We start from the raw sequence: 17,711 nt of genomic DNA on the forward strand, positions 1-17,711 counted from the left end.
GATTCACCATGACCACCATGACCATCGACCCCGCCGTGTCGGCAGCCGCCACAACCGCATCCAGGCCGACGCTGACCGCCCGACGCACCACCAGTCCCAAGACGGCGGCCCTGATCGCCGGAGTGGGCTATGTGCTGCTGTTCGCGCTTGCGATCTTCGCCAACTTCTTGGTCCTCGAGTCGATGGTCGTCACCGACGACCCCTCGGCGACGTTCGACAACATCGCATCTTCGACCGGGCTGTTTCGCCTGGGGCTGGTCGCGTTCCTGGCCGTGTTCGTCATCGACATTGCAGTGGCGTGGGCGCTGCACGTCGTGTTTCGAGACCACGACCCCGACCTGTCGCTTCTGGCTGCGTGGGCTCGACTTGGCTACACCGTGTTCCTGGGCGTTGCGGTCATGGAGTTCTTCGAAGTCCTGCACATCGTCGATGACCCCACGCGCGTGGCCACACTCGGCAGGGCACAGGCCGAGCTTCAGGTCACGGCAGCGCTCGAATCGTTCGACGCCTTGTGGCTGATCGGGCTGGTCGCCTTCGGTTTGCACCTGGTGCTGTTGGGCTCGATGATCATCCGCACCGGACTCGGCTCGCGGCTGATGGGCGTCATCGTCGCCATCGCCGGAGTCACCTACGTGATCGACACCATCGCCAACGCAGCGATGCCCAACTACGAGGCCTACTCGGGCGCATTCCTGGCCATGGTTGCAATACCTTCGATGATCGGCGAGGGCTGGGTCGGCCTGTGGTTGCTGTCCAAGGCACGCTCGAACAAGCCTTCAACCCCGCTGCCGACACAACAGCCGACCGGCGCCTAGACGAACTCGACCCTGACCAGAGGGGCGTCGGCCACCAGCCGATCGAGCGAGCCGGTCTGCTCGAGGTACCACCCGGCTTCCGGCGCCGAGTACACCCGGCGGCGCTCCTGCGCATCGGTGACGATCACCGCCCGTGCCGGCAGCTCGGCGACCACCGACTCTTTCAGGCGGAAGATGAACTCCGGGTGCGCCTTCATGTTCGCCAGCCAGTCACGGGGGAATCTGGGGCCCACTCCCCCGTCCTCGGCCGGGGTTCCGCAGATGTAGATCTCGCCGTCGACCCGCGTGAACCAGATCTCGGTCTCACGGGGCAGGCCGCTGCGGGCACCGGTGGTGATGATGTCGATGGTGAGGTCGGTCGCCAGAGCGTTGCGTACCCGTTCGTCTTCGATATCGGCCACGGCATGAACCCTAAGCCCCGGATGCGTCTTCGATGATCCGCCCCAGCGTTCGCTCCATCACGTCGCCGAGCTGATGGCCCCTGGGCACGTAGTACAGAACCGCACCAACCGCGTGCTCCAGCTCGATCGTGCGACCACGGATCCATGCCTGGTCGTCTGCCTCGACGAGACGGCGGAAGATCTGGCGGCCGGGTCCGTCCAGCACCGACCATGCCGGAGCCAGATCTTGAGCCGGGTCTCCATAACCGGCCCCGCCCCAGTCGATGACGGCCGACAGGCGCCCATCGAGCACCAGAAGGTTTCCGGGAATCAGATCGCCATGGACAAACACCGGCTCGGCGTCGGGCAGACCAACCGCCTGGGCGGCGATGGCGGCAACGGCGTCGACGTCGATAAGGGCCCGGGCGTTCCAGGCTGGGTCGGTCAACCACCTGTCGAGCCTTTCCAGCACCGCCTCGATGGGCCCACCTCGCTCTCCCCGCCGACGCTGTCTCACGCCGCTGACCCTCAGATGGCGCATGCGCGCCACCGTTTGGCTGATGTCGACGGCCAGCTGTTCGAGGTCGAGCCCATCGCGTGCCGACCAGGCGTCGTCGCCATCGAGCCACTCATACACAGCCCACGGATGACCGAAGGCCGGCTGCGGGTCACCGACATGAACGACAGCCGGTACCGCAACAACGTCGGCCAGCTCGGACCCTCGCAGCTGTTGCATCACTGCCGCCTCGCGGGTCAGTTGGCCGGCTGCCCCCGAACGTCGGGGCAACCGAACGACGAGATCGGACGATCCCTCCACGACGACGCGCCACATGGCGTTGTCGGTGCCCGAGGTTTGCAGGTACTCGACGGGGGCATTCGCCAGATGGGGAAGATCGGCAGCCAACAGGGCACGCACCACCGCCTCGCCGGTGTCGGGCTCGTCATCGTGGATCGGCTGGCTCACGACCGTCGATCCTTACAGACCGCCGCGCCCTTTGACCTCACAACGAGCACGTAGGGTTGTGCAAGTGCGTGAAGACGAGTCGCCTGGCGATAAGACTCCGACAGACCCCTCTCAACCGGTCCGGGCGCTTTCCGAGCTGCGCGCACTGGTACGCCTGCGGCACCGGGGCAGCATCAAGGTCGGAGACGTCCTGTACCGCGCCTATGTGACCCTGCTGTTCGCCCTCTACGGCTTCTACCTCGCCCTCGGCTTCATCGACGGCTCGCCCGCGGGTGAGGCCGGAATCTCGTGGATCGAGACCTACGCCCCTTCGTGGTTGGGCCTCGGAGCTGCCGTGGCTCTGATGGCCGGAGTGCGCTCGGGCACCAGCGGAGGGCCGCTGGCGCTCGACCCCGCCGAGCTTCAACACGTTCTGATGACCCCCATCGCACGCAGGGTTGCCCTCCGCAATGCGGTTCTGCGTCTGCTGGCCACAGCTGCCTTGCTTGGGGCCGCGGCGGGGCTGCTGGCCGGCGAATTAGTGCAGCGACGCCTGCCCGGCTCGGCGCTGGCCTGGCTGGGCAGCGGCACCCTGATCGGTCTGACCATCATGACCGCAGCGGCCGGCATGGCGTTGGTGGCGGCATCGTTGCCCGTCTTGCGACGTCGGGCTTGGGTTGGAAGTTTCGGGGCGGGTGCGCTGGTGGTTTGGGCGACCGTCGACGTCGTCAACCACACCTCTACGGCTCCCACCACGCTGGTCGGCCAGATGGCGTTGTGGCCGGTCGAGTTCACCTGGTGGGCTCTGGCTGCCCCGATCGTTGCCTTCGGGTTGGCGACCTACGGGGCCTTCGCCATCGGGGGCCTCTCGATCGAGCGAGCATCGCGACGGTCCAAGCTCATCCGCCAGGTTCGCTTCGCACTGGCCCAACAAGACATCCGATCGTTGATCCTTCTCAGGCGCCAGCTCGGGTTCGAGCGGCCGCGGGGGCGACCCTATGTACGTGTCTCGCCGAATGGCCTGGTCGCCAGAGTGCCCGTGCTGTACCGCGACCTCTGCAGCTACCTGCGGTGGCCGATTCAACGAATCGTTCGGGTCGTGGCCCTGGCGACGGTCGCAGGGCTGGCAATGGCCGGGGCCTGGAAGGGAACACCCGCCCTGGCGTTCGGTTATGTCGCTGTCTCTTACCTGGCTTCCTTGGAGATGGTCGAGCCGTTCAGCCAGGAGATCGACCACATGTCGTTCTTGAACGGTGCTCCGGTCGAGAGCGCGTCGGTCTTGTTCCAGCATCTTCTGGTCGCCACCGGAGCGATGACGGTGTGGATGCTGATCGTGGCCGCAGTCTCCGCGGCGACGGCAGCTTCGGTCGACTTACTGGCCGTCATGGCATTGGCATCTCTGCCCGCAGCCGGAGTCGCGGTCGCAGGCGGAGCCATCAGCACCAAACGCGTCGACGCCGGCGATGCGAGCAACGGCCTGTTCATGCCTGACGAGATCGCCGGCTCGGCCGCCCTGTTCCGGATCGTGTGGCCAGTCGTGCTGGCGGGCAGCGGCGCCCTGCCCGTCATCGTGGCTCAGCGAGCCCTCGAGCGCGGCGATTCGACCCTCGACGCGGCCCGGCCCATCGCGGTGATAGTGCTCATCGTCGCCTCGGCGATGCTGGGCTGGATTCGCATGAGAGATTCGATCATGGAGTCGATGGAAGAGGCCTCAGCGCAGGCCAAGGGAGGATCCCCGCGGTGAACGAACCAAAGCGTCGACCCCGCCCGCTTCTCGAGTGCCATGCACTCACGAAGGACTATGGATCCACCCGCGCCCTGGGCCCGATCGACCTCGAGATCGGCTTCGGCGAGACGGTGGCACTGGTTGGACACAACGGCTCTGGCAAATCGACATTGCTTTCGCTCATAGCCGGACTCATCGAGGCCACCGAAGGCTGGGTGGCCATAACCGGTGGACCGGCCGGCGACGAAGAATCTCGCGCCACGGTCTCGTACGTGCCCGACACCCCGGTTTTCTACGACGACCTGAGCCTGGGCGAGCACCTCGAATACCTGAGCCGACTTCACGGAACCACGCCCGCCGAGCAGCACACCGACGCACTGTTGGAGGCCTTCGGGCTCGAGAAGCGAATCGACGATCTGCCGACCGACTTCAGCCGCGGACTTCGCCAGAAGGCCGGCCTGACCGTTGCGGTTTGCCGCCCGTATCGGCTGCTGCTGATCGACGAGCCGTTCTCGGGTCTCGACGCGAAGGGCAAGCAGACGCTGCTCGACCTGTTGGCCCAGGTCAAGGCGGGTGGTGGCACGGTCATCGTCGCCACCCACGACGACGCTGTGATGCACGCGTTCGATCGTGTCATAACGCTCGCCGAGGGCGAACTCGTCAGCGACACCGGCGCCGCGGCCTGACCGGCAGTCTCGAGTCTCCGGGTCGGTCGGCCGAGCGCGCCCCAGTACGCCAGCACTAGGCTTTCCTCATGGAACCGCCCATCTGGAAGAAGACATACGACGCTGTCGAAGAGCAGGTGGCTCCCCCGCTGCAAAAGGCGCTTGCCAACCCCGATGTGATCGAAGCGATCACTTTGGGCCGGGCGGTTCAAAAGCGTGCCCGAGACGACGTAGCCACCTTCATCAAGCGACAGCTTCACGCTGTGAACCTGCCTTCGGGTACAGACGTCAGAGATGTCTCCAACCAGATCGCCGGTCTCGAACGCCAGATCAGGCTCTTGAACAAGCGGCTGGACGAATTCGAAGCCAAGATCGATGGCCTCGACCAGAAGGGTGACGAAGATGAGTGAGGGCTCGAAGGACCCGGTGGCCGACCTCGTCGAGCGCATGTCGACGTCTGCAACCCGAACGGTCAAGGGGTTCCGCAACGGGCTGCTGCACTACGCCCGGATGGACCGACCGCCGCTGGCCAGCACTCCCAAGGACACGGTGTGGCAGCGCGACAAGGTCGAGTTGTGGCGCTATCGCAGCGACAAGCGGCGGGGCGGCCCACCACTGATCCTGGTTCACAGCCTGGTCAACCGCAGCTACATCTTCGATCTGGTTCCTGGCAACTCGGTGGTCGAGGTGCTCCTCGACAGGGGCCTCGACGTGTACCTGGTCGAGTGGGGCATCCCAGACGCTGCCGATGCCGACAACGGCCTCGAGACCTATAGCGATCAGTACCTGCCCGAGATCGTTCGGTTTGCCACAAACCTCAGCGGCGCCGACAACGCGAACGTGCTCGGCTATTGCTTTGGCGGTGTCTTGGCCCTGTTGTACGCCGCCGCACACCCCAACGACCCCATCAACACCCTGATCGCTCTGGCGACCCCGGTCGACAACAACAAGATGCCGGCGCAGCTTCGAGCCGGAAGCGGCAACTTCGACCCCGATCTGGTCACCGACGAATCGGGCAATGTTCCCGGCAACGTCATCGGCGACGCCATTCGGTCCCTGACGCCCATGGCAGAGCTGTCGGCGAACATGAACCTGCTGGCCAACCTGTGGAATGACGACTACGTGGCCGCTCACAACGCCATGACCATGTGGGGCAACGATCAGATTCCCTTCGCCGGCCGCGCGTTTCGCCAGACGACCCAGATGCTCGCCAAGGACAACGGGTTCATGACCGACAAGCTCGAGCTGGCCGGGCGACGGGTATCGCTGAACGACATCGAGGTTCCGTTCCTGAACGTCTTCGGGACCAAGGATCACATCGTGCCCGCCGACGCAACCCGGCCCCTCAGCGGGTTGCTCGGCTCTGACGATGTGACCGACCTCGAGCTGAGCGCCGGGCATGTCGGGCTGTTCATCGGTCGCACTGCTCACAAGAAGGGCGTACCGGCCATGGTCGACTGGATCGACCAGCACAGCTAGCCCCAGCCGGGGTCGCGACCGTTCCAGGCGACCAGGCGGTCGATGGCCGGAGCATCATCAGACGTCTGGATCGCATCGGCGAACGGCACCCCCACCTCGTCGAGGCCCATTGCTGCGGAGATCTCCTCGAACAGGGCCAACCGATTCTCGGCGGGGAGAAAGCTGCCGGTTTCCAGAGCCGCTGACACCACGTCATCGTCCCAGACCGGCCGCTGGCCAGTTGCCACGGCCAGGTCCCACGTGTGAACGGTCAGCTCGGAGTAATACGAAGAGAGCACCTTGGCGCCATCGCCCTGGATCCAGGGCAGCTCCATCGGCTGGTCGAGCACGGCATCGTCCTGCCAGGCATCGACGAGGCTGCGCGCCGACGCCTTCCAGGCTTGGGACCAGTCATCGTTAGGGGCAGAGACCTCCACCACGGAAAAGGGGTCTTCCCCTCGCCCCAGGGCAGCGATGCGGTCGATGACGCCGACGAGATGGCCCAGCATGGCGCGGACGTCCATCTCTGTGCACGGCGTCGGTGAGTCCAACTGATCGGGTCGAACTGCGCCGATTACGGAGCCGGCGGTTTCGACGGCGCGACCGATGAGGACTCGGGGATCAGTGTCGCCTCGGTGTTCAGGGATCGTTTGTGCGTTCATGCCGCCATGGTGCTGAATCAAAGTGTCCATGGCATGGCCTCTTTCCAGACTCGGTCCTGATTTCCGTTCGCGAACGGACGGATTTCACCCTCCGATGTCACCTCACTACTTCTTGTGCTGTTTGGGGTCCTTATTTGCTGTCCCACCCCCTCAGTACGCTTTTGGCCTACGCCAAAAGCGGTCAGAGCCACCAAAGGCAGCAGAAACAACGGTGAGGGGCAAGAAATGATGGTCGATGTAGAGCAACTCGCGACCGAGACGAGGGTGGCTCAAGGCCTGGTCGAGCTCGGAAGGCGAATCTCCCGCGGCCACTTCGACCTGTGCATCGGGTCGGCGAGATTCGCCGACGGTCCCGTGTGGATCGCCCAAGGTGCTCCGTCGGCTGCCCATTGGCTTGCCGAACGCCTCGACGTCGCCCCCAGCACTGTGCGTGAGTGGATACGCATCGGTCGCACTCTCGGCGCATTTGGTCCGTCCGCGAGCGCATTTGCAGAAGGCAGGCTCAGCTACGCCAAGATCCAGGTCCTCACCCGATACCTCACCGCCGAGAACGAGGCCGAGCTTCTCGATCTGGCCGAGCGAGTTCCAGCGGCAAACCTTCCAGAAGCAATAGCGGCCTGGACCATGGCCAACGAGCCCGGCGAGGTCATAGACGCTCGCCATCGACGAGACCGTTCGGTTCACATCCGCAATCACGCCGACGGCACACGCACCACCACCATCCGCACCAACGGCATCATCGGCGGAGCCCTTCAGGCTGCCATCGACAGCGAGGTCATGCGCGCCAAGCTCGAGCGAGAGCCCGACGGCACCTGGCCAACGGTTGCCCAGCAGCGCCACGACGCCCTGGCCCGACTCATCGACGGCACCGGCGGGGGTGGGCGGGGCAACATCGACTACGAGGTCGTGGTCCACGTCCGCGGCGACGGGTGCACGCTCGACGACGGCACACCCGTGACCGAATCGGCTGTCGCCCGCCTTCTAGACCGGTCGTTTGTGCGGCTCCTCATCCACGGCGCAGACCGCAAGCCCGTAAACGCCTCCACCCGGCGCCGCCTGCCGAACAAGCGCCAGAAGCGGCTCGTCAAAGAACGCGATCGCGCCTGCATCGACTGTGGGCGATCGGATCTGCTGACCTTCGACCACAACCCGCCGTGGCACCAAACCCGACGCACCCACACCGACGAACTCCAGCTCCGCTGCAGCCCATGCCACCGCAGGCGCCACGACAACGAAGTCGACTAGCTGGCGCGCCTGTCGTTGTGATCGTCCCACCAGCGCAGGACTCGAAGTGCTCGCAGGGTGATCCAGCGAGACGCGTGGCCTGGCCCTTCGTCCAGGTCTAGCAACGTCGGCCCACGGGGCTTCCAATCCATGCGCCATCGACCGGCTTCGTCGCGTTTCGAACGCACCAGCTCGATCGCCTCCGCGAGACGCTCATCGGGGGCCATGCCATCGGCTCGAGCTGCGGACCGGAAATAGTCGAGCGCCCGGAGGACGTCGTACCTCCAGCGGGTCGGGTATGTCAGCGACAGGAACTGCGCGTCGGCAGGCTCACCGGTAGAGGCCCGCAGGAACAGACGACGATGCAGCAAGTACTCCTCGCCCCGCCGCCGAGCAGCGCGCGACTCGGCTGTGCCACCGGTCGCTTGCTCGAATTCGAGCAAGCCCTCCAGAACGTTGATCGTGGTGGCGAACGACGACCTGATCGATCCGTTGCACCGTTCGCAGTTCCACCCGCCGTCGGGCTGAGACTCGCCTACCAGTCGCGAGACGATCGGGGCGACGTCGACACCGAAGTACGCACCGTCGGCAACCGTCCGGCCGTTGATGCACTCCTCGACCTCGCCCGACCAATATGGCTGGCCATCGTGGTCCCAGCGGGCGTTCTCACCCACCAGCCGAACCGTCTCGCGAGCTCGGGGCGAAGAAGGATCCCACCCCAACTCACGAAGCTGCGTCAGCGCCCAGGTGGTAGCGGTCCACGGCTGGCCCTCTTCCCGCATTCGGCTCCAGTCGTAGCCGCCGGGCACGAACGCTCCCCCAGACCACTGGCCGTCGGAGCCTTGCAGAGACAACAGCGCGGCTCCCACACCTTCGGACTCGATGCGTGAGCGAATCGACGCCCACTCGACCTCAGGTGCGTCGAGCAGGTCGCGCGCGACCTGCCACTGCAGCGCCGGATCGGAATCGGCAATCCACTCGATGACTTCGCTGTGGTCGGACACGCGCCGAGCGTACAGCGGTGCCGTGGTCCGTGGCTTGGCGTCAGCGGGTGAATGCCCAGGCGATCATCCGGGGGATCTCGTCGTACCAGAACTCGCCGCCGTGCTCTCCGTCGCGCTGTTCGATTACGACGTCTCCACCCGCATCGGTTAGTGCGTCCGCCCACCTCGTCGCGTTGTCGAAGAACCACTGCTCCTGCGTTCCGCCGACCAGATAGGAGCGGGGAACCTCAGACGGCAGCTCACAACTGGTTGGCGTGAAGCCACCACCTGGCGAGGCACACAGGACGGCGCCGAACTTCGCCGGGTGGCGCAACCCCATGGCCAGAGCGAACTCTCCACCCAACGAGGCGCCCCAGACCGCAGTGCGCTCGGCGGGTAGCCGAACGCCCAGCTCAGACGTCGCCCACGCGTTCACCTCGTCGACGAAGAACCGTTCGAACGCCTCGAAGCGCTCACGTCCGAACGATTCGACGTACTCGTGGAGGCGCCCATCGTCATCGTCGAGGCCGTGAACGCCGACGATCACCGTCGACGGATTCTCCGGCGGAGTCTCAAGTGCACGAGCAAGCCGTTCGGTATGCCACCCGCCATCGGCGGCATAGACGACCGACCTGGGCGGACCAGGTGGAACGTACATAGTCACGCGGCGGCCACCGTCGAAGTCGAACATCTCGTTGACGAGCGAACCGCCCAGCGAAGCCACGAAGTGATTCTCGCAAAGACGCTGGAGGTTCGGAACCGCAGCGACACAGAAGCCTGGTCTGAGCTGAGCTTTCCTACTCGATGCGCAGACCGGAGATCGCGAGACTTATCCACTGGTGACCGCTGTGGCCGTTTTCGTTGCCTGAACAGGGAAAACACTGATTCGAGGTGTCCGCTGCGGACCGCTGATCATCCCTGCTTCGAGCCGAAAGTAGGGATGGCCGACCGTTCGGATATCACTCCAAGATGCCGCGGGCGAGCGCTTCTTCAGTTTGGCTGAGAAGCGACCGAAGTTCGCTGCTGCTCCCGCGAACCTGTGCGACAAGCTTGATGCAGCTTCGGAGATACTCAAGCGCGATGACGTCCTCGTCGACGGGGTCCTCGTCCTCGAACCGGCGCAGGAGCGGCGCGAAGTCTGTCAGCACAGCGTCGACATGCTCGGCAGCCCGATTGGGGTCGCCGTTGCGTTGAATGCAAAGTGCCGACTCATACATCGCTCGGCCGACGTGCGCATACGACTGGCCCAGCACCCGGGTGACGATCCGACCGACGAGAGCGAGCCCGCGTTCCTCCAGTTCCGGATCGGGCTGAGCGGCGAACTTCGCTGTGATAGCGCGAGCAGCACCTGCAAGCGCAAGGCCGTCGGCCCATTGCTGCGAACCCTGTTGGGCACACGGTTGCTTGCCAAGCGTGTCGATCAGAGTCTCGGCGGCCACCGATACGGCCGTCGCAGCCTCGAGGAGGAGGTAGTAGCGGTTCACGTCGGGTTCCGTCGACGTAGCGGCCAACTCTGTGGCGATGATCGCTACACCAACGTCCTCCGTGCCCTTGGTCGGCTCTCTGCGACGCGCTCGGTCGAGGAGCGCTGCTGCCTGCTCGCGCTGCGCGAGCGAGAACGGATCGACGTCGTCGCCAGCTGAGAAGCCCATCTCCTGCTGATACGACAACCACGCGACTGGATCCTTCGCTCGGTCTGGCTCGTTCGCTGAGTTCCCAGAGCGAGCACGCACGATTCCCGCCTCGTGTCGCCCCATGCACAACCGCGCGTCCTCGAACGACAAGCCGAACCGTTCCGCCAACCCGAGAAGGGTGCTGCGCCGAGACGCGTCTCCCGACCGAGCCTCACCAAGGAACGCCGCAAGCTCCTGCGTCGTGGTCCCTGGTGCCAAGCGCAAGGTCATGTCGTCGGTCCACTCCACCGGAAGAGTCTTGCACCCTCGTCGATCCCCTCGAAGCCGGGCCGGGAAGATGCGATCCCCAACCCGGCGGCCCTTGAGCCAGACTTCTAGACATGAGCGCATCTCGGGTTCGACCGGACATCTTCGTGCTCGACGACGCCTTTTCCGACGACGACCTGGCCGTTATCGGCGAGGTCGCTCGTTCTGCCAACTTCGAGCCCCAAGACCTGAACCGAGGTACCTTCACCCCTCGGCAACGTGTTGATTCCGGTGTCCGATGAGCTCCTCGTCGAGCTCATCCGCCACGGCGGAGCTACGGCCGTTCCAAGTGTCGACGTCCTTGAAACCCCCCGCTCGGCATTCAGCTCCCCAATGGAGCCAGATTGTTCGCCGCATCTGCGACATACGACACCGACCGATCCGATGTGGTCGCTGTGGACGTCGCCATCTACGGCGGCCCAGATGACGTGGTCATTCGCACCTACTTGTTCCGATGGGACGGGTTAGTCTGGTCCGATACAACACCAAACTCGACTGGCATCACGTTGACTTCGGATCACGAGGTGTGAGCCGGGATCGAGCAACTCGCCCACGCCGCAGGTGGAGCTCGGTCGGCTCGAGAGCGTTCACATCGGACACATCGAATCGGGAGATGGAAAGGGAGGTGGACCGGGTGTCCACCTCCCTAGACATAGAAACCTGGTCTGAGCTGGTCTTTGCTACTCGATGCGCAGACCGGAGATCGCCCTCCTGGTGACGAACTGCTGGATCTGCTCGGTGCCTTCGAAGATGTAGTGGGTCTTCCGAGACTTAGCCACTGGTGACCGCTGTGGCCGTTTTCGTTGCCTGACCAGGGGAAACGCTGACTACAGCTCTCCGATGCAAACCGCTGTTCATCCCTTCTCCGAGCCGAAAGTAGGGATGGGAGTAGGGATCGTCCTCGCAGCTCTCGCCTCCAAAACTATGGTCGCGTACATGGCTCTCTCCAAGCGCAACTCCCGAAGAATCGTCGTCGACGGGGTGCCATACCGGTGGGCCTTGTCGATGGACAGCGGCTACGCGATGGTCACTGTTCAACATGGATCGGGTTCGGGCCAGCGACTCGAAGCTCAAACTGGACCATAGACGTGGGGCGAGGAACGCCCCACGTCACCCGCAGCTGTCTCGTCGATCATCAAGTTCGCCCTCGAGTCGGGCTGGGAACCGATGCAGACGGGAGCACCGCACCGGCTCAGAGACGTAGATCAGTCGGTGCAACTGAGGTGATGTCGCTGCGGCCCGAATGGCATTGGCCGGCTCGTCCCGAGAACGGCCATCCAGCACAACGCAACACGGCCAGGAGCATCGCCTAGCAAACCTGGCCTCCACGGGATCTTCCGCGTCGTACTCTCAACTCATGCAGTTCGAGCGTCGGCGCCGAGACATTCGCGTGCTCGATAGCGCGCTCTCGGAAACGGATCTGGCGGCGATCAGCGACGCCGCCGCTTCAGCCGACTTCGAACCGCAAGACCTGAACCGAGGTGCCTTCACCGCACGGCAACGAGCTGTCGTCGAGTCGCCTCAGATCGCCGAGCTGCTTTGGGACGCGGTCTCGCCGTATCTGGGACGGCCTGGCGAGTGGTTCGGTGGCCCCGGTACGCCCCGACTCGATCCGCCGATCGACGAGTGGACCTTCCTCGGATGCAATCCTCTGAGCCGGTTCTACTTGTACTCGATGGGCGGCGCATTCTCCGAGCACGAGGACGAACCCTGGCGGCCGGACGAGTCGCGACGGAGCCTCCTGACGCTGCTCGCCTATCTGCCGACCGAGGAATGCGTCGGGGGCGAAACCGTCATCGACGGCGAGACCGTTGCGGTCAAGTCCGGTCGGATCGTCGTGTTCGACCATGGCATCCTCAACGAGGGCAAGCCCGTCGAGCGAGGAACGAAGCTGGTTCTTCGGAACGACATCGTCGCCGCCAGCCCGCCGGCGGTCATGGACGAACTCGTGCGCGAGACCGAGCGCCTCGGGCTCTACGACCCGGATTGAGTGCCACCGCACCCACCAACGCGCCGTGGAGCATCGTCCGTATTGCGGCGGCCCGTCGATTCCTCGTGAATCGGGTTGCCGCCCCCGTCACGCTTCGGGAACCCTTCGGGCGCCAGCGGCGCCGAAGCGTGACGGGGGGCGGTCGCTCAGACCGAAAAAATCAATACCCCGGGCGCATGCCGAAGCATTAGCGACACCGGGGAATTACTTCGGACTGTACCATCAACCGGGATGAGTTTCAACCCTGCGATCGAGTCGGCGGTCTCCACACCGCGCTTCGACCGCTTCCGCGCTGCCGCCTCGGACGACGGGCACGCCTGGGAGTTGTACCGCTGGAACATAGAACTCACCAGCAGCTTCGCACCTCTGGCTGCAGACCTGGAGGTGGCGCTACGCAACACGATTCACCAGCAGCTGACCGACCTCTGCGGCTCGGAGACGTGGTGGACGAGCTCGTCTCTGCTTCTCGACGACATCACAGCGGAGATGCTCACCGACGTCGTGCAGAAGTACAGAAGGAAGCTCGACAAGGGCTCGGTCGGTGCAGGCAAGGTCATCTCTGAGCTGTCGCTGGGCACTTGGGTACGGCTCCTCAGCAAAGGCGGCCACTCCGCCCTCGGGCGCTCGATCGACTATGACCGCCGACTCTGGCGACCTGCGCTGCGACGTGGCTTCGCGACCGGCGAGCTGAACAGAAACGGCGAGCCACGACGACCGACCCGCAAGGACGTTCACGCTCGGGCAGAGACCTTCCAGAGGCTTCGCAACCGCTGCGCTCACCACGAGCCGATCATCGACGGAATCCAGGCGCCGGGCACAACAACCATGCTCCCGCTCGGGCAGGTCTGGCATGACTGTGTCGAGTTGCTCCGGTGGATATCGCCGCCACTCGCAGAGATCCACAAAGAGCAACCGCCCTTCCTAGCCATCCTGGCGCAACGACCGTGATGGCAAGGGCACAGAACTACTCGATCCGCAGACCCGAGATTGCCTGGCTATGACGCCGCTGGCTCCGGCGCACCAAGCCTGAAGGTCACCTTGCGATCGCGAGCGACTACGCCCGACAGACCAACCATATAGCCGGCGGACGTGAGACCTTGCGCCGCCTTGATCGCCTCGGCTCTGATGTAGTCTTCCTCAGGTTTGAAACGAGCTCGAGGATCCGGCCACACGTCGGGGACGCGCCCGCACGCTGCTCAGTCCCGGATTGCGGGCGGCTCACACTCGCGGAGCTCACCGGTGGGCGCCCGTTCGAACGCGACGGGCGCCGGTCGAGAGAACAACTCCTCGAGCTGCTCGTCGAACGCGATCACATTGCGGAGCGGCAGGAGAACGAAGTTGGCCGGATCATCGAGATACTCGTCGGACTCGTTGCCGGCAAGCACACACCAGCCGCTGTCATTCTCTCGATCGGTGGGCTCGCGATACACGAAGCCGACGGGCGCCCCGTCGTTGGCGACTGCTGCGCTCACGAAGGCCAGCTGGGACAGGCTGCCGAACCAGAGTTCTTCAAGTCGCCTCGAACGAGCCACGATCTCAGCGCTGCCGAGCTCGACTCGGACCCGCAGGAGCGTCCCGTCCGCGGCGACATCTCGGTAGACGGGAAACACGCCGTCGCCCCATGTCGTGAAGAAGCCGACGCCACGTCCCCCGGCGAGTTCGATCGAACCCGACTCCGTCGGTGAGTTGACCGTTTGCCGGAGGATCTGATGGTGGTGGCTGTTCGGCCTGACGTCGGCAGCGAACTTCAACTCGCCAGCCTGTTCAACCTCCCAAATCTCGGTCACGACCTCTCGCGCACGGTCGAGACCGAGGTCGGCCCAACCGAATGCATCGTTTCCTAGCAATGGGTCCTGCGTCGCACCGGTGATCGAGGCGACCTCGACAGCATCGCGCCCCCAGAACGCGACGTCGTAGAGGCCGTCGAGCGACTCGTTGTGCACCCACGCGCCGAGCAGATCGAGGTCGCACAGCATCAGCCGGGCCTCGTCGACCGGCACATGGCCCATCTCGATCGAGTCTGCGACAGCACCATCGGCGACATCGAGCCACACGGACTTCCAGCGACCCGCATCCGGCGCGTCCGATGGCATCCGAACGCCGCGGACCGGCAGCGCGACCCCCGTTGGCAATCCGCCCGCGGCCACTGCCCATGGTCCGTGGAACGGCACCTCGACGCCGACCGGCTGGAGCGCAACCAGTCGAGCCACGCGCTCGCCGTGCGGCATGCGGTCGACCTCCACCACTCGCGCCTTTAGCCCGAGAGAGTCGCAGACCGAGGCGACCTTCGAGCGCACGGTGTCGATTCCGTCGGGCGGCATGTCGAAGACGAACGTCTCCTTCGCTGCGGCGAGATCGAGATGACGAGCGACTTCGGTCGCATCGGGTCCGACGATCTGAAGGTCGACTGCCGAGTTCGCCCGCTCGGCGAGCTCGGGATCACCATCTTCGATCTGAGGCGATTCCGAGTGCGACCACATGCCCAGCAATCCGAAGTCGATGACGACCAGGGTCCCAGACGACAACTCGACCTCACCAAGCAGTTCCACAGGATCGGACACCATCGATGCCCGCTCTCGTCTCCGCTTGCCGAACACCATGCAAGACTGGCACAGCAATCGACGGCACCGGCGACCCCTTCCACCGGCCCGACGAGCGCTTCGATCTAGTGTGGCCCAGTGGCTTCGCTGACAGTTGTCTATACGAGCACGGGTATGTGCTTGTCCAAGAAGCGCTACGCCTCGTGGCGCGAAACGCAGGATGACTTTGCCGGCTACAAGGCATCCTTGGGACCCCACGACATCGACTCATTGTTCGAGTTCCTCGGTCGGGACTTTCCAGCTTCTGGCCTTCCGTTCACCCGAGACGCGGTCAAGCAGTTCGTGTCCAGCGATGAAACCGAGCTGTGGAGCGAGGGATTCATCGATCCACTATCAGACGAATACCCGGTCAGAACGGCAGCAGAGCTTTGCGACGTCCTCCGGGCGCTACGGCACGACCTCCGCAGATCACAATCAGATTGGGAGAACCCCACGCTCGACCGCTACATCGAAGCTTTGGATCTGCACCTCCAAACCCGCTTCGGCGTCGGCACCACCATCGGTTGGGCCGACCTTGCCAGCTGGTTCAAGACGGCCAGGAGAAACGAAGGAGTCGAGATCGAGACCTGGGCCACTCGGGCCGAGATCCTGACTGGCGACCAGCTGGCCGTTTGCTGGCAACACGATCACGACGGAACCGGCCGGCTCGCCCTGAAATGCCACTCCCAGGGCTTCGCTGGCACGGGACGTGCCTGGTTCGCCGATCAGACAGTCGTTGAATTCGCGGACCGGCTCACACAGTTCCCCCTCGACGCTGACGACCTGCCGACGCTTTCGGGAGGCATCGAAGCCCGAGACTCCTACAGAGAACTCGTTGGTGTGACGGTCGTGCCCTACGGGAATCGGGGACAGATCAACGTGCGCGTCCACCTCGCAACCGACCTGGATCTCGACCTTCTCGAAGGCCAGCACGAGTCAACGTTGCACCTGCTCACGACCTACCAAAGACTGGCAGACTTCGGCAACCGGCTAAGGGCAGTCGTGCAAGCCACCGAGCAAACAGAAGTCGTCCTCGAAGGAGAGCGACTGGACTAGAGGGTACCGAACGACCCGAAATCCGCACAAACCCCCTGCAAGCGCTACTCGATGCGCAGACCGGAGATCGCCCTGCTGATCACCAGCTGCTGGATCTGCTCGGTGCCTTCGAAGATGTCGTGGATCTTGGCGTCACGGTGCCAGCGCTCGACTGGGTACTCGCGGGTGTAGCCGTAGCCGCCGAGGATCTGGATGGCGCGCTCGGTGACCCAAGTAGCGGTGCGGCCGGCCTTCAGCTTGGCCATCGAGCCTTCGGCGTTCTTGAACTTGCGCTGCTTGCCGAGCCAGGCGGCACGCCAGATCAGCATGCGGCTGGCGTCGATCTCGGTGGCCATGTCGGCGAGCATGAAGGCGATCGACTGGTTCATGATGATCGGCCGACCGAACGCGTGGCGCTCCTTGGCGTACTCGAGCGCGTATTCATACGCGGCTCGTGCGACACCCAGGGCTTGGGCACCCACTGCGGGCCGGGTCGCCTCGAAGGTCTGCATGGCGGCCTGGGCATTGCCGGACTTGCCCTCGCGGACACGGGCCAGGCGCTCGTCGAGCTTTTCCTTGCCACCGAGCAGGCAGCTGCCGGGAACACGAACGTCGTCGAGGACGACCTCGGCTGTGTGCGACGCACGGATGCCGTGCTTCTTGTACTTCTGCCCCATCGACAGACCCTTGGTGCCGGGGGGAACGATGAACGAGGCGTGACCCTTCGATCCGAACTCGGGAGCCACAACGGCCACCACCACGTGAACATCGGCGATACCGCCGTTGGTGATCCACGCCTTGGTGCCGTTCAGCACCCATTCGTCGGTCTTTTTGTCGTAGACGGCGTGGGTGCGATAGCCACCGACGTCAGACCCGGCATCGGGCTCGGATGCGGCGAAGGCGCCGAGCTTGAGATCGCCAGGGGTGCCATAGCACTGGGGCACCCACTCCATGACCTGCTCGGGCGTGCCCGAGGCGGCGATACCCGCCGCGGCCAGACCGGTGCCCATGATGGCCATGCCGATGCCGGCATCGCCCCAGAACAGCTCTTCGATGGCAACGGGAAGAGTGAGGCCCGTTGGGTCGTTCATCATGCCCTCGGCCATGAACTCCCAGCCGTACAAGCCGATTGCCTGGGCCTGCTCGACGATTGGGTAGGGGAACTCTTCGCGTTCGTCCCATTCCTCGGCGTTGGGGCGCACGACGTCTTCGGCGAAATCGTGAACCCACTTCTGGAGCTGGATCTGGTCTTCGTTCAACTCGAGCGAGAAGTCCATCGGACCCTCCGTTGTCGGTCGCCGCTGGGCTGAC

18 protein-coding genes are annotated in these 17,711 nt (G+C 64.6%); 10 read left to right on the top strand and 8 right to left on the bottom strand.

Features of this window, described 5'->3' with window-relative positions; all coding sequences use genetic code 11:
* Positions 1-8 precede the first annotated feature (8 nt).
* Complete coding sequence (locus R2770_16480) at positions 9-815, top strand: DUF4386 domain-containing protein (protein MEZ5282057.1); 807 nt, start codon at positions 9-11, stop codon at positions 813-815.
* Here R2770_16480 and R2770_16485 read toward each other — a convergent pair.
* Together R2770_16485 and R2770_16490 are read right to left on the bottom strand one after the other, a co-directional pair.
* Positions 812-1,216, bottom strand: coding sequence for a nitroreductase/quinone reductase family protein (locus tag R2770_16485; GenBank protein ID MEZ5282058.1), 405 nt, complete (start codon positions 1,214-1,216; stop codon positions 812-814). The two genes, R2770_16480 and R2770_16485, sit on opposite strands and share 4 nt — an antisense overlap.
* Positions 1,217-1,226: 10 nt before the next feature.
* On the bottom strand, positions 1,227-2,159 hold the full coding sequence (locus tag R2770_16490; protein ID MEZ5282059.1) for a phosphotransferase: 933 nt from the start codon (positions 2,157-2,159) through the stop codon (positions 1,227-1,229).
* A gap of 64 nt (positions 2,160-2,223) precedes the next feature.
* On the opposite strand from R2770_16490, the gene R2770_16495 reads away from it, so the two are divergent.
* The 4 genes from R2770_16495 to R2770_16510 all read left to right on the top strand — a co-directional run bounded on the left by R2770_16495 (position 2,224) and on the right by R2770_16510 (position 6,008).
* Complete coding sequence (locus R2770_16495) at positions 2,224-3,882, top strand: hypothetical protein (GenBank protein MEZ5282060.1); 1,659 nt, start codon at positions 2,224-2,226, stop codon at positions 3,880-3,882.
* Positions 3,879-4,550, top strand: coding sequence for an ABC transporter ATP-binding protein (locus tag R2770_16500; GenBank protein ID MEZ5282061.1), 672 nt, complete (start codon positions 3,879-3,881; stop codon positions 4,548-4,550). Before R2770_16495 ends, R2770_16500 begins: the two co-directional genes overlap by 4 nt.
* A gap of 68 nt (positions 4,551-4,618) precedes the next feature.
* Positions 4,619-4,939 (top strand): hypothetical protein, encoded by a 321-nt coding sequence (locus R2770_16505; protein MEZ5282062.1) that lies wholly within the window; start codon positions 4,619-4,621, stop codon positions 4,937-4,939.
* Positions 4,932-6,008 carry an alpha/beta fold hydrolase gene (locus R2770_16510; protein MEZ5282063.1) on the top strand — a complete coding sequence of 359 codons (1,077 nt, stop codon included), beginning with the start codon at positions 4,932-4,934 and terminating at the stop codon, positions 6,006-6,008. Before R2770_16505 ends, R2770_16510 begins: the two co-directional genes overlap by 8 nt.
* On the opposite strand, the gene R2770_16515 is transcribed toward R2770_16510, so the two are convergent.
* Positions 6,005-6,649 (bottom strand): TIGR03086 family metal-binding protein, encoded by a 645-nt coding sequence (locus R2770_16515; GenBank protein MEZ5282064.1) that lies wholly within the window; start codon positions 6,647-6,649, stop codon positions 6,005-6,007. The genes R2770_16510 and R2770_16515 overlap by 4 nt on opposite strands.
* A gap of 225 nt (positions 6,650-6,874) precedes the next feature.
* On the opposite strand from R2770_16515, the gene R2770_16520 reads away from it, so the two are divergent.
* Complete coding sequence (locus R2770_16520; protein ID MEZ5282065.1) at positions 6,875-7,894, top strand: DUF222 domain-containing protein; 1,020 nt, start codon at positions 6,875-6,877, stop codon at positions 7,892-7,894.
* On the opposite strand, the gene R2770_16525 is transcribed toward R2770_16520, so the two are convergent.
* The 3 genes from R2770_16525 to R2770_16535 form a co-directional block, all read right to left on the bottom strand.
* Complete coding sequence (locus tag R2770_16525) at positions 7,891-8,877, bottom strand: hypothetical protein (GenBank protein MEZ5282066.1); 987 nt, start codon at positions 8,875-8,877, stop codon at positions 7,891-7,893. The two genes, R2770_16520 and R2770_16525, sit on opposite strands and share 4 nt — an antisense overlap.
* Before the next feature lie 40 nt (positions 8,878-8,917).
* On the bottom strand, positions 8,918-9,580 hold the full coding sequence (locus R2770_16530; GenBank protein ID MEZ5282067.1) for an alpha/beta hydrolase-fold protein: 663 nt from the start codon (positions 9,578-9,580) through the stop codon (positions 8,918-8,920).
* A 235-nt stretch (positions 9,581-9,815) separates the two neighbouring features.
* The gene (locus tag R2770_16535) at positions 9,816-10,340 is read right to left on the bottom strand and encodes a hypothetical protein (GenBank protein ID MEZ5282068.1); all 525 of its coding nucleotides are present in this window, start codon (positions 10,338-10,340) and stop codon (positions 9,816-9,818) included.
* Positions 10,341-10,870: 530 nt separating this feature from the next.
* On the opposite strand from R2770_16535, the gene R2770_16540 reads away from it, so the two are divergent.
* From R2770_16540 to R2770_16550, 3 genes are all read left to right on the top strand, one after another.
* Complete coding sequence (locus R2770_16540) at positions 10,871-11,038, top strand: hypothetical protein (GenBank protein ID MEZ5282069.1); 168 nt, start codon at positions 10,871-10,873, stop codon at positions 11,036-11,038.
* A 1,115-nt stretch (positions 11,039-12,153) separates the two neighbouring features.
* Positions 12,154-12,786 carry a 2OG-Fe(II) oxygenase gene (locus R2770_16545; GenBank protein MEZ5282070.1) on the top strand — a complete coding sequence of 211 codons (633 nt, stop codon included), beginning with the start codon at positions 12,154-12,156 and terminating at the stop codon, positions 12,784-12,786.
* A gap of 231 nt (positions 12,787-13,017) precedes the next feature.
* Positions 13,018-13,734: an Abi family protein gene (locus R2770_16550; GenBank protein MEZ5282071.1), complete on the top strand. Its 717-nt coding sequence runs from the start codon at positions 13,018-13,020 to the stop codon at positions 13,732-13,734.
* A 248-nt stretch (positions 13,735-13,982) separates the two neighbouring features.
* Here R2770_16550 and R2770_16555 read toward each other — a convergent pair whose 3' ends face one another.
* A complete protein-coding gene (locus tag R2770_16555; protein ID MEZ5282072.1) occupies positions 13,983-15,350 on the bottom strand; it encodes a DUF2185 domain-containing protein in 1,368 nt (455 codons plus the stop codon).
* 114 nt (positions 15,351-15,464) lie between these two features.
* Here R2770_16555 and R2770_16560 point away from each other — a divergent pair, with 114 nt between their 5' ends.
* On the top strand, positions 15,465-16,421 hold the full coding sequence (locus tag R2770_16560; protein ID MEZ5282073.1) for a hypothetical protein: 957 nt from the start codon (positions 15,465-15,467) through the stop codon (positions 16,419-16,421).
* A 44-nt stretch (positions 16,422-16,465) separates the two neighbouring features.
* Here the strand turns inward: R2770_16560 and R2770_16565 are convergent, their stop codons facing one another.
* Entirely contained in the window at positions 16,466-17,677 is a 1,212-nt protein-coding gene (locus tag R2770_16565; GenBank protein MEZ5282074.1) for an acyl-CoA dehydrogenase family protein, read from the bottom strand.
* Positions 17,678-17,711 lie beyond the last annotated feature (34 nt).

Source organism: Acidimicrobiales bacterium, assembly GCA_041394185.1.
Lineage (GTDB): Bacteria > Actinomycetota > Acidimicrobiia > Acidimicrobiales > Poriferisodalaceae > JAAETH01.

Excerpts from the sequence above, each read along its gene's own strand:
- R2770_16480 (MEZ5282057.1), top strand. The coding sequence starts at position 9 with ATGACCACCATGACCATCGACCCCGCCGTGTCGGCAGCCGCCACAACC.
- R2770_16505 (MEZ5282062.1), top strand. The coding sequence starts at position 4,619 with ATGGAACCGCCCATCTGGAAGAAGACATACGACGCTGTCGAAGAGCAG.
- R2770_16510 (MEZ5282063.1), top strand. The coding sequence starts at position 4,932 with ATGAGTGAGGGCTCGAAGGACCCGGTGGCCGACCTCGTCGAGCGCATG.
- R2770_16515 (MEZ5282064.1), bottom strand. The coding sequence starts at position 6,649 with ATGAACGCACAAACGATCCCTGAACACCGAGGCGACACTGATCCCCGA.
- R2770_16520 (MEZ5282065.1), top strand. The coding sequence starts at position 6,875 with ATGATGGTCGATGTAGAGCAACTCGCGACCGAGACGAGGGTGGCTCAA.
- R2770_16540 (MEZ5282069.1), top strand. The coding sequence starts at position 10,871 with ATGAGCGCATCTCGGGTTCGACCGGACATCTTCGTGCTCGACGACGCC.
- R2770_16545 (MEZ5282070.1), top strand. The coding sequence starts at position 12,154 with ATGCAGTTCGAGCGTCGGCGCCGAGACATTCGCGTGCTCGATAGCGCG.
- R2770_16550 (MEZ5282071.1), top strand. The coding sequence starts at position 13,018 with ATGAGTTTCAACCCTGCGATCGAGTCGGCGGTCTCCACACCGCGCTTC.
- R2770_16555 (MEZ5282072.1), bottom strand. The coding sequence starts at position 15,350 with ATGGTGTCCGATCCTGTGGAACTGCTTGGTGAGGTCGAGTTGTCGTCT.
- R2770_16565 (MEZ5282074.1), bottom strand. The coding sequence starts at position 17,677 with ATGGACTTCTCGCTCGAGTTGAACGAAGACCAGATCCAGCTCCAGAAG.